Source organism: Undibacterium sp. KW1 (assembly GCF_009937955.1).
In the GTDB taxonomy this organism is placed as follows: Bacteria; Pseudomonadota; Gammaproteobacteria; order Burkholderiales; family Burkholderiaceae_D; genus Undibacterium.
Genome location: NZ_AP018439.1, coordinates 433,346 through 449,240, shown reverse-complemented (window position 1 = coordinate 449,240; position 15,895 = coordinate 433,346). Strand labels below are relative to the sequence as shown.

General features: G+C 52.8%; 15 protein-coding genes. 6 read left to right on the top strand and 9 right to left on the bottom strand.

Features of this window, described 5'->3' with window-relative positions:
* From mdcA to dctP, 4 genes are read right to left on the bottom strand one after another with little or no spacing between them, the layout of a single operon-like run.
* Complete coding sequence (gene mdcA, locus UNDKW_RS02020) at positions 1–1,665, bottom strand: malonate decarboxylase subunit alpha (RefSeq protein WP_162057383.1); 1,665 nt, start codon at positions 1,663–1,665, stop codon at positions 1–3.
* A complete protein-coding gene (locus UNDKW_RS02015; protein WP_162057382.1) occupies positions 1,665–3,014 on the bottom strand; it encodes a TRAP transporter large permease in 1,350 nt (449 codons plus the stop codon). Before UNDKW_RS02015 ends, mdcA begins: the two co-directional genes overlap by 1 nt.
* Positions 3,011–3,574: a TRAP transporter small permease gene (locus tag UNDKW_RS02010; RefSeq protein WP_162057381.1), complete on the bottom strand. Its 564-nt coding sequence runs from the start codon at positions 3,572–3,574 to the stop codon at positions 3,011–3,013. The genes UNDKW_RS02015 and UNDKW_RS02010 overlap by 4 nt, the downstream gene beginning before the upstream one ends.
* Positions 3,571–4,599, bottom strand: coding sequence for a TRAP transporter substrate-binding protein DctP (dctP, locus tag UNDKW_RS02005; RefSeq protein ID WP_162057380.1), 1,029 nt, complete (start codon positions 4,597–4,599; stop codon positions 3,571–3,573). Before dctP ends, UNDKW_RS02010 begins: the two co-directional genes overlap by 4 nt.
* 196 nt (positions 4,600–4,795) lie before the next feature.
* Between dctP and UNDKW_RS02000 the strand changes: the two genes are divergently transcribed.
* Positions 4,796–5,449, top strand: a complete 654-nt coding sequence (locus tag UNDKW_RS02000) for a GntR family transcriptional regulator (protein WP_370529069.1) — start codon at positions 4,796–4,798, stop codon at positions 5,447–5,449.
* An 11-nt stretch (positions 5,450–5,460) separates the two neighbouring features.
* On the opposite strand, the gene UNDKW_RS01995 is transcribed toward UNDKW_RS02000, so the two are convergent.
* Positions 5,461–6,753: an HD-GYP domain-containing protein gene (locus UNDKW_RS01995; RefSeq protein WP_162057379.1), complete on the bottom strand. Its 1,293-nt coding sequence runs from the start codon at positions 6,751–6,753 to the stop codon at positions 5,461–5,463.
* A gap of 237 nt (positions 6,754–6,990) precedes the next feature.
* On the opposite strand from UNDKW_RS01995, the gene UNDKW_RS01990 reads away from it, so the two are divergent.
* Positions 6,991–7,701, top strand: a complete 711-nt coding sequence (locus tag UNDKW_RS01990; RefSeq protein ID WP_162057378.1) for a queuosine precursor transporter — start codon at positions 6,991–6,993, stop codon at positions 7,699–7,701.
* Between the two features lie 127 nt (positions 7,702–7,828).
* Positions 7,829–8,137 (top strand): hypothetical protein, encoded by a 309-nt coding sequence (locus tag UNDKW_RS01985; RefSeq protein ID WP_162057377.1) that lies wholly within the window; start codon positions 7,829–7,831, stop codon positions 8,135–8,137.
* Positions 8,138–8,149: 12 nt separating this feature from the next.
* Here UNDKW_RS01985 and UNDKW_RS01980 read toward each other — a convergent pair whose 3' ends face one another.
* The 3 genes from UNDKW_RS01980 to UNDKW_RS01970 are packed head-to-tail and all read right to left on the bottom strand — an operon-like array spanning position 8,150 to position 12,639.
* A complete protein-coding gene (locus tag UNDKW_RS01980; protein WP_162057376.1) occupies positions 8,150–8,359 on the bottom strand; it encodes a DUF2892 domain-containing protein in 210 nt (69 codons plus the stop codon).
* The gene (locus UNDKW_RS01975) at positions 8,356–11,562 is read right to left on the bottom strand and encodes an efflux RND transporter permease subunit (RefSeq protein WP_162057375.1); all 3,207 of its coding nucleotides are present in this window, start codon (positions 11,560–11,562) and stop codon (positions 8,356–8,358) included. The genes UNDKW_RS01980 and UNDKW_RS01975 overlap by 4 nt, the downstream gene beginning before the upstream one ends.
* Before the next feature lie 9 nt (positions 11,563–11,571).
* Complete coding sequence (locus UNDKW_RS01970; protein ID WP_162057374.1) at positions 11,572–12,639, bottom strand: efflux RND transporter periplasmic adaptor subunit; 1,068 nt, start codon at positions 12,637–12,639, stop codon at positions 11,572–11,574.
* A gap of 166 nt (positions 12,640–12,805) precedes the next feature.
* Between UNDKW_RS01970 and UNDKW_RS01965 the strand changes: the two genes are divergently transcribed.
* On the top strand, positions 12,806–13,162 hold the full coding sequence (locus UNDKW_RS01965; RefSeq protein ID WP_162039498.1) for a helix-turn-helix transcriptional regulator: 357 nt from the start codon (positions 12,806–12,808) through the stop codon (positions 13,160–13,162).
* Here the strand turns inward: UNDKW_RS01965 and UNDKW_RS01960 are convergent.
* A complete protein-coding gene (locus tag UNDKW_RS01960) occupies positions 13,159–13,971 on the bottom strand; it encodes a sulfite exporter TauE/SafE family protein (RefSeq protein WP_162057373.1) in 813 nt (270 codons plus the stop codon). The two genes, UNDKW_RS01965 and UNDKW_RS01960, sit on opposite strands and share 4 nt — an antisense overlap.
* Positions 13,972–14,132: 161 nt before the next feature.
* On the opposite strand from UNDKW_RS01960, the gene UNDKW_RS01955 reads away from it, so the two are divergent.
* Together UNDKW_RS01955 and UNDKW_RS01950 are read left to right on the top strand one after the other, a co-directional pair.
* Positions 14,133–14,993 carry an MBL fold metallo-hydrolase gene (locus UNDKW_RS01955; protein WP_162061729.1) on the top strand — a complete coding sequence of 287 codons (861 nt, stop codon included), beginning with the start codon at positions 14,133–14,135 and terminating at the stop codon, positions 14,991–14,993.
* Between the two features lie 132 nt (positions 14,994–15,125).
* Positions 15,126–15,881 (top strand): DUF4214 domain-containing protein, encoded by a 756-nt coding sequence (locus UNDKW_RS01950; RefSeq protein ID WP_162057372.1) that lies wholly within the window; start codon positions 15,126–15,128, stop codon positions 15,879–15,881.
* The last annotated feature ends 14 nt before the right edge of the window (positions 15,882–15,895 follow it).

Genomic DNA, 15,895 nt, shown 5'->3' with positions numbered 1-15,895 from the left:
TTACCAGTTCCTGAAACGCTTGGGCGGTTGATATAAACCACCCGATGCGCGCACCAGGTCTTTCATATTCTTTGCGGCCAGCAAATCACGTGTGGCCATGCGCTTGTCTATGCCCAGCTCTTCTGCGCGTTTGATAATGCCGCGGTCACGCAAGTTCTCTACCATGCGTTTGTCGCGTGCCAGTCCGACTGGTGTGTAACCTGCGACACCGCGTATCGCTTGTTCGCGCTCCTCTTCACTGCGGCACAGGAGCAGATTGGCAATGCCTTCTTCAGTCAGGATATGGGTGACATCATCACCATAAATCATTACTGGTGGTATCGCCATCTTCGCTTGTTCAGCCAATTGCCATGCATCGAGTTTTTCTACAAAGGCGGGTTGCATGTGTTCGCGAAAAGTCTCGACCATCTGCACCACCAGTTTTTGTCCACGTGGTATCTGATTGCTGCCCGCACGCGCTTCGCGGCCAGCTTTTAGCCAAGCCGGGCTGGCATGACGACGGCCACGTGCATCAGCACCCATATTCGGCGCGCCACCAAACCCAGCAATGCGACCCAGGGTGGCAGTCGATGAATTGCCCTGCAAATCGATTTGCAGGGTGGAGCCTATGAACATGTCGCATGCATAATGCCCTGCAGCTTGCGAGAGTGCGCGGTTGCTACGCATGGAACCGTCAGCACCGACAAAGAAGACATCGGGCCGGGCACGGATATAGTCTTCCATACCCAGTTCAGAACCAAAGGAATGTACGGATTCTACAAAACCCGCTTCTATCGCGGGTATCAGGGCCGGATGCGGGTTCAGCGCCCAGTGGCTGGCGATCTTGCCTTTCAGCCCCAGAGATGCTGCATAGGTGGGCAAGAGCAATTCTATGGCGGCAGTATCAAAGCCTATGCCGTGGTTGAGACGCTTGACTTCATATTCTGCATAGATGCCCTTGATGGCCATCATCGCCATCAAGACCTGTATCTCGGAGATCAAGGCCGGGTCACGGGTGAACAGCGGTTCTATGTAATGCGGCGTCGGTGCCTGCACGACAAAATCTACCCAGCCAGCCGGGATATCAACACGCGGCAAGACATCGACTATTTCATTGACCTGTGCAATCACGATGCCGGACTTGAATGCCGTAGCTTCAACTATCGTCGGTGTGTCTTCAGTATTGGGGCCGGTATATAAATTGCCTGCGCGGTCTGCCGACTGCGCAGCCACCAGGGCCACGCGCGGTGTCAGATCGACGAAATAGCGCGCATACAATTCCAGATAAGTATGGATGGCACCGATATTCAATTTGCCTGCCGAGGCAAGTTTGGCCAGGCGTGCTGCCTGCGGGCCCGAAAAAGAAAAATCCAGCTTGCTGGCAATGCCCTTGTCAAATACATCCAGATGTTCAGGCAGGGCCAGCACGGACAGCAGCATGTGCAAATCATGCACGCGTGCCGCATCCAGTCTGGTCAGTGCCTTGGCCAAAAAATCTGCCTGCTTCTGGTTATTCCCTTCCAGGCAAACCCGGTCGCCTGTTTCCAGTACCGCATGCAGGCAGTCGCCTATGCGCTGCTGCGGAAATAGTTTGCCCTGCAAATCATTGCCCAACACTGCAGCTGCCCTTTGCAGGCGCTGCTGGCGGTTGGTTTGCAGGGTATTCCAGCGACCTGCTGCGGTCATTATTTTGCTCCCATCAAGGCATCAGGAAATGCGGTGGCGATGTGCGGGAATACGCATAATAAAATCACCGCCACCAGCATCAGTAACAGAAAAGGCATGACACCCCAGACGATATCCTTCAAGGGTATATCTGGCGCGATATTCTTGATGACAAAAATATTCAAACCCACGGGTGGATGTATCAGGCCCATCTCCATGACGATGGTCATGACCACGCCAAACCAGATCAGGTCAAAACCAGCTACCTTCAAGGGCGGCAGGATGATGGGACACATCATCAGGATAATCGATACCGGTGGCAGGAAGAAACCAAATACCACCACCATCAGCAAGATCACTGTCAGCAACATCCATTTACTGAGGTGCAGATCGACCACCCATTGCGCCGCCGACTGGCTGATGTGCAGGTAACTCATGACATAAGAATAGAGCAGCGACATGCCGATGATGAATAGCAGCATCGTTGATTCTTTAATCGTCGAGGTGATGAAGGGCGAGATATCTTTTGGTCGCCAGACGCCATACACGACAGCGATGAGCACCATGGCCAGCAAGGCACCGAGGCCTGCCGTTTCAGACGGTGTTGCATAACCACCATACAAGGCCACCATGACACCGATAAGCAGGATGACGAAGGGCAACACACGTGGCAGCATCTCGACTTTTTGTGCCAAGCTGAAATGCTCTTCTTCCAGATAAGCTGATTTGACACCACCCTGTTCATAAGCCTTATACGCAATCGCATACTCACGACGAGCCCTGTAGACAGCATAGCCAGAGAATAAAATCACCAGCAAAATGCCAGGTCCTATTCCAGCCAAAAACAAGCGCCCCAAAGACTGTTCAGCGGCAACTGCATACAGGATCATGGTAATCGATGGCGGCAACAAAATACCCAGAGTGCCACCGGCAGCGATGATGCCTGCCGCAAAACCGGGCGAATAACCACGCCTGCGCATTTCAGGGATACCAGCAGAACCGATGGCCGAGCAAGTCGCAGGCGAAGAACCAGCCATGGCAGCAAACATTGCGCAGGCAAAGACATTGGCGATACCCAGACCACCAGGCACCTTGTGCAACCAGGCATGGATGGCAGAGTAAAGGTCACGTCCGGCAGGTGATTTGCCTATCGCTGCACCTTTTAAAATGAACAGCGGTATCGACAACAAGGTGATCGATGCCATTTCTTCATAGACGTTCTGGGTAATGGTATCGAGTGAAGCAGCGGGCATGAAAAAGTACATGAAGCCGGTGGCCACTACGCCCAAAGCAAAGGCGATCGGCATGCCGGAAAACATCACGACCAGGGTGACAATGCCATATAAGACGCCGAGGGTAAGCGGACTCATACTGTCCTCCCTTTGCTGCTTGTATTGGTGGCGGCAGCCAGTATCTGTACCAGGATTTGCAGTGACAACAGGGTCATACCAGCCGCCATCATGGCATAGGGTATCCACAAGGGCGGTGCGAATGTCGAAGAAGTTGTTTGTCCATCGACCCAGGCTTCATGAAACAGCGTCCACGATTTCCAGGAAAAAAACAGGCAAAACGTCGCACTGATGATATCCACCAGCAACAGACGGAAGCGGTTGACTGCTGGCGGCAAGATGGATGACAAGACCTCTATGCCTATGTGACCACGATAAGACTGCACGTAAGCTGCGGAAAAAAAGGTCACGCCTATCAGCATGAAGACTGAAGCCTCATCCTGCCAGTCTGTCGGTATCTTGAACAGATAACGTGTGACGACAGAATAAGTGAGGATGAAGGCCGTCAGCAACATGGCAAACATGGAGATGCGCACGATAACTTTGTTCACCCATTCCAGTGCTTTTGCCATCCGCGCAACGAAGGGATGGTCTGGAACAGGCGGCCCTTTAGGAGCTGCTATTTCAAAGCCATGGCTCATAATAGTTTCTCCGCCAGTTTCAGCAATTTGGCGCAGTTTTCATTTTTGTCGGCATAATCTTTCCAGGCCGTGGTGCGGGCGATTGCCTGCCACTTCTTGACGGTGGCTGCATTCAGATCTACGACCTTGGCACCTTTCTTTTCATAGACAGTGGCGACGGCAATATCATCCTGCTTGGCAGCCTTGATGGCAAAAGCTTCGAGCTCAGCACCCACGGTCATGATGGTGTTTTGCTGGTCTTTGGTCAGCTTGTCAAAAATCGCTTTTGACATCATCAAGGGTTCAAACATATACCAGTAACTTTGACCACGGCCACTGGTCAGGAATTTGGACACCTCTTCGAGGCGGAAAGAGATCAGCGAAGTCGACGAAGTCATGGCGGCTTCCATCGCCCCCGTCTGCATTGCCGCATAAATTTCATTCGACGGCAGCGATACCACGGCAGCACCAGCGGCTTTCAACACCAGATCGACTTCACGCGAACCGCCGCGTATCTTCATGCCTTTGACATCATCAGGATCAACCACCGCCTTGGTACGCGATGCCACACCACCGGCCTGCCATATCCAGCTGACCACCACGATGCCCTTGTCCAGCAAGAGCTTATTGAGTTCCTTGCCGACTTCGGCATTCTTCCATGCGGCACCGACCTCATACGACGGCACCAGGCCGGGCATGAGGCCTATATTTACTTCTGGCACTTCACCACCTGCATACGACAAAGGTACCAGTGACAAATCGAGTGCGCCCTTGCGCATGGATGAAAATTGCGCATTGGTCTTCATCAGTGAAGAGCCGGGATAGATTTCAAACTTCAGGCTGCCATTGCTGCGCTTTTGTACTTCTGCGGCAAACATGCGACAGAGGCGGTCGCGAAAGTCGCCTTCTTCCAGCGTGCCGCCAGGAAATTGATGCGAAATTTTCAACGTTGTATTTTGTGCCCATGCAGTCAATGGCGACCATGCCGCCGCCAACGGTGCCAGACTTAAAGCTTGCAAGACTGTTCTTCTCTTCTGTTGCGACATGATTGCTCCTAAGGTTTTATAGATGAGACATCTCTTTTTGACAAGGTTTTGCCCTGCCTATGATCTTTGCATATCCCGCGAAAAACATTGCCTTGTATGCTTTATTAAAATTCTTGTATACAAGATCGACTATTTTGCATTCAAAGTCAACTTGAATATATACTAGGCTTACAAATTATTCAGATGCATAAGAAAAATGAAAAACCGATCAGCAAGCCTGCGGGAAGAAATCGAAGAATTGATAGCAACAGGACAACTGCAGCCTGGCCATCATCTCGATGAAACCGAGCTGGCCGAGCGCTTTGGCGTATCGCGCACGCCGATACGTGAGGCATTAATACAACTGGCATCGATGGGCATCATAGAAATGCGGCCACGGCGCGGTGCCCAGGTAGCGACTATCAGCCCGCAGCAACTGGTGGAAATGTTTGAGGTGATGGCAGAGTTTGAAGCCATGTGCGGGCGCATGGCCGCACGCCGCATGTCGAAACAGGAACAGGCAGATTTACAAACTGCCCATGAAGCCTGCAAAGAGGCGCGTGATGCCGAAGACCCGGACGAATATTTTTACAAGAATGAAGTGTTTCACTACCTGATTTATCGCGGCAGTCACAATGATTTTCTGGAGAAGCAGGCAATGAATTTGCACCGCCGCCTGCGCCCTTACCGCCGCCTGCAACTGCGTGTGCGTGACCGTGTTGCCAATTCCTATAATGAACATGATCAGGTAGTACAAGCGATCTTGCAGGGTGAGGCAGAACTGACCGCAAATTTATTGCGCGGTCATATCATGATACAGGGGCAGCGCTTTGCCGATCTGATTGCCTCATTGCCGCGGCAAGCCAGTTAAGCCCGGTATATTTATGGGCGCTTCTGATTTTCTGCCTTTTGCGTATCAAAGAAATAAGTCATGCGCTTGCGTGGACTCAGGTAGTCATACACTTCCGGTGCCAGCTGGCCGGGCTTGAGGCTGGCGGTGATGTCGAGTATGGGCTCGTGTATCAGGTCAAGGATGATGGCTTCGGACTTGGGAACACTGGGGTCATAGATCAATACGCTGGGGCGCAGCGGTTTGCCGGAATTGACTGCCACCACCATGCCCAGGGTGCCGTCGCTGAGTTTGACGATGGTACCTGGCGGATAAACCCCCATGCAGCGTATGAACAGGTTCAGGGCTGCAGCGTCGAATTGCTTGCGCTGGTTGGCAAACATATAGGACATGGCTTCATACGGACTCAGGGAATCAGCCGGGTTGGGTTTATTGCACAGGTTGTCATAGGTATTGGTGATGGCAACGATGCGTGCCAGCGGCGAAATGCGTTCTGCCTTCAGTTGTTGTGGATAACCACTGCCATCGGCCATTTCATGATGCTGCGCGATGATGTCGATGACGCCTTTTGGCAGGTTCAGTTTCTCGCCTATCTGCTGGCCATAATGGCTGTGCATCTGCAAGAGGTTTTGCTCAGCCTTGGTCAGCGCAAAGCTCTTGTTGACGATGCGGTCAGGAATTTCTATCTTGCCTATGTCGTGAAACATGCAACCCATGCCGAGTTGCAGGATGTCGTCTTCGGAAAAGGCCAATTCCTTTGCCAGCATCATGGTCAGTACGGCGACATTGAGCGAATGATAATAGGCTTCTTCACCGACTATCTTGTCATTCATGAGATGAATGGCAATGTCTTTATCAACGAGTAAAGAATCCAGCATTTGCTGCACCAGTTGCTCAGCTTCGCGTACCGATTCCTGTGGGCGTGAAAACAGGTTACGGGTAATATTCTTGAGCGTACTGGCTGCCTTCAACAATTGCTTTTCGCACTGGGCGATGGCATTGCGTTCCCTGATCAGCCTCTCTACGCGCGATTTTTTTTCTGCTATCAAGGCCAGCTCTTCCGGGCTCGGTGTCATGACCGTTTCAGGCTCGGCCACCTCCGCCGTTTTGGGCGGCGGTGGCAAAGGGCGGTTATCTGATTTGGCCGGGTTGACCCTGATGGTTTTCAGACCCAGATGCCTGATCGCCGTGATCTCATCCTGGCTCTTGATCTTGAAACTATTGAGCGCGAACGAATGTTCAAGCCAGGACATGTCAAGATGCACATACAAGCCTATACATAATTGTTCAACGGGAACATCAACGGTGATTGGGGCTGCGCACATGGAAACACTTTAAAACTGAGATAGATTCATTGTAGCAAATGCCGATTTGCAAAACGCAGCAAAAGGCGCTGAACTTTGTTGCAGATCTGTTCATGCACGAGTCTGCGCAAATCAAAGTTTTTTTTCAACAAAAATCTGATTCAAGGTTGACAAGCTTGCCCCGGATGTCGAATATGCCTGATGCCCATGACATGCTTGCGGATAGAAAAACTCTAGCAATATTCCAGGATCAATCACATGACACGACCACTTGGCAGTTATAAATATTACGATTTTGTGATGGCAGCCTTTGTCACGGTCTTATTGTGCTCTAACCTGATAGGCGCGGCCAAGGCTGCACAGGTGACTTTGCCTGTCCTGGGTACAGTGACGTTTGGCGCTGGCGTCTTGTTTTTCCCTATCTCGTATATTTTTGGCGATGTGCTCACCGAAGTTTATGGTTATGGACGCGACCGCCGCGTGATCTGGGCAGGCTTTGGTGCAGTACTGTTTGCAGCCATCATGTCGGTGGTTGTGCTGGCGCTGACACCGGCAGCGGACCCATTCAATACCGAATACCAGACCCATCTGGCGGCAGTATTTGGTAATACTCCAAGAATTATCCTGGGTTCGGTCACAGCATTCTGGTGTGGCAGCTTTGTGAACAGCTATGTGCTGGCCAAGATGAAAGTCGCGATGGAAGGCCGGCATTTGTGGATGCGCACCATAGGCTCGACGATATGTGGCGAGTTTGTTGATTCCAGCCTGTTTTATGTGATTGCCTTTTATGGCATCTGGTCAGACAGTCAGTTGATCACCGTTATGGTCGCGCAATATGTGCTGAAAACCAGCTGGGAAGTCATCATGACACCGGTGACTTATAAGGTAGTCGCGTTCCTCAAGCGCAAGGAAAATGAAGATTACTATGACAAGGATACGAATTTCACACCATTCCAGTTAAAGGTGTGAGTGGCAGCAAACATTCCCCATCTGAAATTATCTTCCAGTTTGGCAAGCCTGCAAAAACGGGCTTGCTAAAGTTTTAGGCAATTTTACCGTTCTAAGTGCGAACAGCCTTATTTTTCGCACTTATGTCATGTTCCCCTTAAAAGTATTCCGCATCTTTGAGCAAGCCGCAGAAATGCCGCACGCCAGCAGCCAGCAGCGCCGCCCTGTTACACAGGGGCAACTACAAGATGGCAAAGGTGCCGGTGAAGAAGCCACCTGGCCAGAAATTGATCGTCGCCAGACCGACGACCGGCGCAGTGCAGACCGTCGTGAAAAGCAGCAGGCTATCTTGTTGAATACCCGCAAATTGCAGGGCAGGCGCAAGAACGCCGGGCGGCGTCAGAGCGACTTGTTGGCGTCGCCCCATTCACGCATTAATTTTTTCATCAAGGGTTAGGCAGAATATCTTTCAGTTGCCCGCCCGCACACCCAGCTTGCGCAATATACTTTCCATCAAGCACCATTTAGTGATGCCGCTCTGCAACAGGTTTGCTCCGACAAAAGCGGTGAAAGCCAGCCACCATTGATCAACAAACAGGGGGCTACCGGGCATGCCAAGCGCCAGGCTAAGTAGAATAAAGCAACCTGCAACGATACGAACGATTTGCCAGCTAGTCATGATGAAACTCCTTGTTGAAAATCAGGGTGATTTTTATAAGCGCGGTAATACAACAGCGGTATCACTACGAGGGTCAGCAGGGTCGATACCAGGATGCCGAAAATCAGCGAGATCGCCAGGCCATTGAAGATGGGATCGTCGAGAATGAAGAAGGCACCGAGCATGGCAGCAAAACCTGTCAGGACTATCGGCTGCGCCCTGGTGATGGCAGAACTGACAACCGCCTCACGGAATGCCATGCCAGCCGACAATTGCAGCCGGATAAAATCCACCAGCAAGATAGAATTCCTGACGATGATGCCAGCCAGGGCAATCATGCCTATCATGCTCGTCGCAGTATATTGTGCCCCCAGCAAAGCGTGGCCAGGCATGACGCCTATGATGGTCAGCGGTATCGGTGCCATGATGATCAAGGGCGTCAGGTAAGAGCCAAACTGCGCCACAACCAGCAGATAAATGAGTACCAGACCCACGGCATAAGCTGCGCCCATGTCACGAAAAGTTTCATACGTGATCTGCCATTCACCATCCCATTTCAGGCTGTATCCACGGTAGGGATCAGACGGGGCCTGGATAAAAAATTCCTGGAGTTTGCCACCATCGGGGGCAATGATTTTTGCCAGTTCACCGCGCATGGCAAACATGCCGTACAGCGGGCTGTCGGTCGCACCGGCCATGTCGGCAGTCACATAATTAACCGCCAGACCGTCCTTATGAAACACCGGCTGTTCACGCACAGTGTCCGAGATAGTCACCAGTTCACGCAGGGGCACCAGCTTGCCCTGTGCTGACCTGACATTCAGGTTCAGCAAACTGTCGAGACTGCCTTGTTCGCGGACTGGCAATTGTAGCTGTATCGCAGTCGCATACCTGCTCTCATCATGCAGATAGCTCGCAGCGTCACCGTGCAAACCGGCACGCAGGGTAGTGACGATAGCAGCCTGGCTGATGCCCAGGCTTGCAGCCTTGCGCTGGTCTACCAGCAAGACCTTGCGTGGCGCATTGACGATACTGCTGTCATCAACATCGACTACACCGCCGGTCTTGTTGAAAACGGCACGCACTGCTTTCGCTACCTGCTGCCGGCCTTCTTCTGTTGGACCATAAATTTCTGCGACGATGGCTGCCTGCACGGGCGGGCCAGGTGGCACTTCCACTATTTTTACATTGGCTGAAAAGCGCTGGCCAATTTGCTGGAGTGCCGGACGCAAGCGACTGGCGATGGCATGGCTCTGCTCGCTGCGGTGATGCTTGTCAACCAGGTTCACCTGCAAGTCACCGACCTCACCACCTGTACGTAAATAGTATTGACGCACCAGGCCATTGAAATTGATGGGCGCGGCAGCTCCTGCGTAGGCCTGGTAGTCAGCCACCTCCGGCACTTGCGACAAATAGGCACCGAGTTCGCGCAAGACTGCTGCTGTTTTTTCTACCGGGCTACCCGCAGGCATATCGACAACGATCTGGAATTCTGACTTGTTATCAAACGGCAGCATCTTCAACTGCACCCAACCGAGCACTGGCAAAACAATGGACATGGCGATCAATGCAAAGATAGCCAGCGTCAGCTTCCAGCCATTCACCCTTCCTTTACGTTCGTCAAGGAAGGGCCTAAATATCCGGGCAAAAATGTTAGCTATTTTTTTCTGCACTTTGCTCTCGTGCTTGCCATGGCCCGGTTTCATCCAGATGCGTGCCAGCCAAGGTGTGACGATGAAGGCAATCGCCAGCGACAACAGCATGCCCATGCTGGCATTGATGGGTATCGGGCTCATATAAGGCCCCATCAGGCCGCTGACAAAAGCCATGGGCAGGAGCGCTGCAATCACCGTCAGGGTCGCGAGTATGGTGGGGCCGCCGACCTCATCGACGGCAGCAGGTATGATGTCTGTCAGTGATTGATCCGGGAACAGTGTCTGGTGCCTGTGTATGTTTTCAACGACGACGATGGCATCATCGACGAGTATGCCTATGGAAAAAATCAGGGCGAACAGGGATACCCGGTTCAGCGTAAAACCCCAGGCCCAGGAGGCAAACAGTGTCACTGTCAGGGTTAGTATCACGGCCGTACCAACGATGGCTGCTTCGCGCCGCCCCAGTGCAATGAAGACCAGGGCCACGACCGAGGCGGTAGCAAACAATAATTTCTGTATGAGTTTTTTGGCCTTGTCATCTGCAGTCTGGCCGTAATTGCGCGTCATGCTGACTTCCACATCGGCGGGTATCAGGGTATTGCGCAATTCTGCTACCCGCTGTTTGACAGCATCGGCAACGGCGACTGCATTCTGGCCAGTCTGCTTGCTGATGGCGATGGTGACAGCCGGATATTCAGCCGCGCCTTTGCCCGTCTGACCATGCCAGACATATGCGCTGGCTGGCAAAGCGCCATCGCTTACTTTTGCCACATCCTCCATGAAGACAGGCTTGCCAGCCCTGACACCGACCACCACCTCTGATACAGCGCGTGCATCCTGCAGGAAGGGGCCGGCATCAATGGCAATGCTATGGTTAGCACGCGTCAGCTCACCGGCAGGCAAACCCAGGTTGACCGCTTGCAGGCTGCTTTGCAGATCTGCCACGGTCAGGCCATTCGCTGCCAGCCTGGCAGGGTCGAGTTCAATATTGATGGCGCGTCCGGGGCCACCAATAGTGCTGATGTCACGCGTGCCTTTGACACGTTTGAGTTCAGCCTCCATGCCATGGGCAACCCTTTCCAGATCATAGGCTGCGCTTTGCGGATTCTTGCTCCATAAGGTAAGTGCGATGATGGGCACATCCTCTATGCCTTTGGGTTTGACAATGGCTTCCTGCACGCCCAGGCTGGCAGGCAACCAGTCGCGCTTGCTGTGCACCAGGTCATACAGGCGCACCAGTGCCTCCGTACGTGGAACTCCCACCTGAAATTGCACTGTCATGATGGCCATGCCGGGGCGCGATACCGACGTCACATGTTCTACATTGGCGATCTGGCTCAGCAGTTGTTCTGCCGGTATCGCCACTTGCTGTTCTACCTGCCTGACCGAGGCACCCGGAAAAGGGATCAGCACATTCGCCATGGTCACATTGATTTGCGGTTCCTCTTCACGGGGAGTGACGAAGATGGCAAAGATGCCAAGCAAAAAGGCGACCAGTGCCAGCAAGGGTGTGATTTGTGCAGTCTGAAAAAACCGGGCGATGCGGCCAGAGTGTCCCAATGTGTTCATGGCCGGTCCTCAGCGTGCCGCCATTGTCGTCAAAGGGTGGAGCAGTACTTTTTCACCCGCTGTGACACCTGTGAGCACCTCCTGCTCATTACCCATAAGCGGGCCGGGCTTGATTTGCCTGAGCAGGGGCTTGCCCTGCGGACCGACGACATAAACAGCCCACAATTCTGCCCGCCGGATGATGGCACTGGCTGGTACATACAGGCGGGCAGCATCGCCCTTGTCCTGTGTATGAACAGGCAATTGCAAACGCGCAAACATGCCGGGTGCAAGCCCATTCATATTATTGATCGCGGGAAGCTCAAAGCGCAATTGCACGGTATGGGTGCTGGCGTCAGTCACTGGCAAGACAGTGAATTTATCAAGCCTGACTATGCGTTGCGCAGCTGGCAAAGCAGGTATCTCTATCGTGACCGTTTGGCCCTGTAGCAGCCGAGCGATGCTTGCCTCCGGCAAGCTTGCCGTCACACGCAACGCGGCTGGGTCAAACACTGTCATCAGGGCTTTGCCCGGTGTGACCATATCTCCCTGACTGACATAGACATCAGCTATGCGTCCAGCATAAGGGGCAGTCAATGCATAGAAGCCCGCCTGCGTCTGTACCGCGCCAGCCCCTGCAATTTGCGCATGGGCAGCAGCGCTGGAAGATTTGAACTGGGCCTCTGCCCTGTCGAGTTGCGCCTGGCTGATGTATTGCCGGGCAAACAGCTGCTTTTGGCGCTCGAAGTCTTTGCTGGCCAGTTGCAGTTCTGCCCGCGCCGCTTCAACCTGGGCCTGGCTGGCATTGGCCTGCTGGCTGGCAGCGCGGCCATCGATACGGGCCAGCACTTGCCCGGCCTTCATGCTGCCAGCCGCTTTTGCCGGCAATTCTGTAATGGCACCTGATATCTGGGCGGCGATCACCGTCTGCCTGACAGCTTCTACCACACCATCGGCGGTGATCATGCCGCCAGTGTTGCCAGCCCTAACCTCTGCCACCACCAGTTCAGCCGCCATGACGTCAGCCAGAAAAAATAGTGCAAAAATAGCAGTAACTACTTGCTTCAGATGATGCGAACGGAAGTTTTGGGTGGCCATAGTTTAATAGATTTAGCGATTTAGCAGGTTTTTGCAGATGCTCATTAAGTGTTAAACGAAAACATAATATGCTTATTTGCGCAATTACGCAAATAGTAAATTAAGCGTGTCCAATCTTGCAAACTCGGGGTATGATAGAAACATTCTCACTACCACATTGACTGTCATGGACGGATTATCTGATCAGGCTTTGATACAGATTGCCCATTATTTTTCGGCGCTGGCTGAGCCTACCCGTTTGCGCATACTGAATTGCCTGCGCGAAAAAGAACACAATGTAGGTGAACTGGCCGAGCGTTGCTCCTGCTCGCAGGCCAATGTCTCACGCCACCTGTCCACCTTGGCCAAGCATGGCCTGGTAGCTCGCGAAGGCCGTGGTACTTCGGTGTATTACCATATCGCTGATGAGTCTATCTATGCACTGTGCGACCTGGTCTGCGGCAATGTTGCACGGCAACTGGAATCACAGGCAGCGATACTGAATGGTGCGAACATGACGAATGCCAGCCGCAACCTCAACTAGGCCACAGCACGATAAACCAGGCTCGCTGCAACACACAAGAGCAAAGCAACGAAGATCATCTGTACTTTTTTTGCTGGCAACTGCAAGGCGATGCGTCTTGCCAGCAACATGCCACCTACCGTAGTCGCAACAAACATGGCTGACAGCAAAGCTGGCAAATGGGTACCACTCAGCAAGGCAGACCCTACTCCCATCGTACCGACTATGCTGACGACCAGCAGTGAAGTCGCCACCGCCACATGCATGCTGGCATTGGTGTAATGCCTGAGCATGGGGACGATGACAAAGCCACCACCCACACCCAGCAAGCCTGTCATGAAACCGGATACTGCGCCTATGCCAGCGATCACGGCACCGGTCTTGAATGACCATTCAAAGCGGCCAGTACTGGCATTGATACGCGCCATGGCGGCACGCTGCGCATCATCACATTCAGGCGAACGCAATTGCACTATCAACCTCACCGCCACCACACCCAGTATCAGGGCGAACGCCAGCATCAGCCATTGCTGGGACATCCGATGGGCGACCTGCACGCCAAGCAGGGTAGGCAAGCTGCCAGCCACTGCCATCAGGATGGCAGCACGGTAACGCACCAACTTGCGCATGAGGCCTTCTATCGCGCCTATGAGGGCTGCGCTACTGACGGCCAGCAAGGCCACAGGCATGGCCTGCTGCATGCTGAAGCCCTGGGTATACACCAGCGCGGGCACCGCCAGTATGCCGCCACCGGCCCCGGTCAGGCCCATGATAAGGCCAACCAGGGCACCGATAAGCACCACGACAAGTTCTGCTGCAGAGATCAACATATTGAAAGTCTGGATAAAAACACCCGCTAGTGTATTCCTGTCATGTTCTCGCGTCGAGTCTGAAACCAGGCTTGATCCTGCACAAGTACATCAGATGTCAAATTCAACAGCATTTTTGCTATCATCCCAGAACTCATCTCTTCGCCATGAGCGAGCTCATCATGAACCCTACAGTACAAAGTTACTTTGATACGCAAACCTGCACTGCCACCCACATCGTATTTGATGCGCCCGGTGGCCAGGCAGCAGTGATAGACCCGGTACTGAATTACGAACCCAAGTCAGGGCGTACCACCACAAAATCTGCCGATCAGGTGCTGGCATTTCTGGCGACTAATAACTTGCAACTGCAGTGGCTGCTGGAGACCCATGCCCACGCCGATCATTTATCGGGGGCACAGTACCTGAAAAAAAAGGCTGGCGGACAGATTGCGATAGGCGAAAAAATCACTCAAGTACAAAAGACCTTCAAGACCCTGTTCAATCTTGAACAGGAATTTCCTGTCAATGGCACGCAATTCGATGTGCTGTTTGCTGCAGATGCAAAATTCTCCATAGGCCAGTTAGCTGCACAGGCGCTGTATGTTCCCGGCCACACCGCGGCTGATGTGGCCTACCTTATTGGTGATGCCATTTTTGTTGGCGATACCATGTTCATGCCAGATGTGGGAACTGCACGTTGTGATTTTCCTGGCGGTGATGCCAGCCAGTTATATCACTCCATACAAAAACTCCTGTCCTTCCCGCCCGAGACCCGGCTGTTCCTGTGCCACGACTATCCACCTGCGGGCCGTGAAGTCTGTACGCAAACCACAGTCGCCAGCCAGAAGGCCAGCAATATCCATGTGCGCGACGGCATCGCTGAAGCAGATTTTGTGGCAATGCGGGGCAAGCGGGATGCCGGACTGGAAATGCCCTACCTGCTGATCCCGGCCATACAAGTCAACATACGGGCAGGGGCAATGCCAGCGGCTGAATCGAATGGTGTCCACTACCTCAAAATCCCGGTGAACGGGCTTTGAAGCATACTTCGCCATGATTCTGTATCAATTTGTTGCAATGCATTAATGTCAATTTTTTTGAAGTAGAGTATTTATTCTTATGCAATACAAATATTGCATGAATTTCTCTTCACAATACCTGACAGGATACACATGGCGAGTATCAAAGTAACCCAGTGTGGCATGCTCATCACGTACACGACCGAACCTTCCAGCAATATTTCTACCGGCCCGAATGGCGGTTACTACAAGGGCCTGTCGACCACCATAGAATGGACAGGCATCAATCTTGTATATCAGGACCCGAATACCGTCATGCCTACCAGCGGCACCATCACTTCGTTCACGACGACGGGCGCGAATGGCACGGATCAGTTGAGCATTACCGGCATCAATTATCAGATCCAGGCTTCAGACCTGAACCTGCCTCTTGACCAGCGCCTCGGTAAATTATTGATGGGCAATGATAACTGGACAGGTACGACAGGCAACGAGACTTTTGTGTATGGTCTGGGCAATGACAATTTTGACGGCGGCGCAGGTTTTGACACACTCTTCACCAATGTCTCTGCCAGTGCTTTTTCCATCGACAAAACTGGCAATGACTTTTCCCTGACGGTGACTCAGAAGGGCATGAATATCACCAGCCAGGTCAGCAAGCTCAGCAATATAGAGAGAATACAGTTTCCGGACAAGATGATCGCCCTGGACCTGGATGGCAACGCAGGCCAGGCTTATCGCCTGTACCAGGCAGCATTTAACCGTACGCCTGACAAGGCCGGCCTCGGTTACTGGATAGGCCAGCTCGACAAGGGTGCAGAAAACCTCAATCATGTGGCAGCAGGCTTCGTCAATTCGGCTGAATTCAAGCAAATGTATGGCGCCAATATTCTGACAATACCTTCCTGACGGCGCTGTACAAC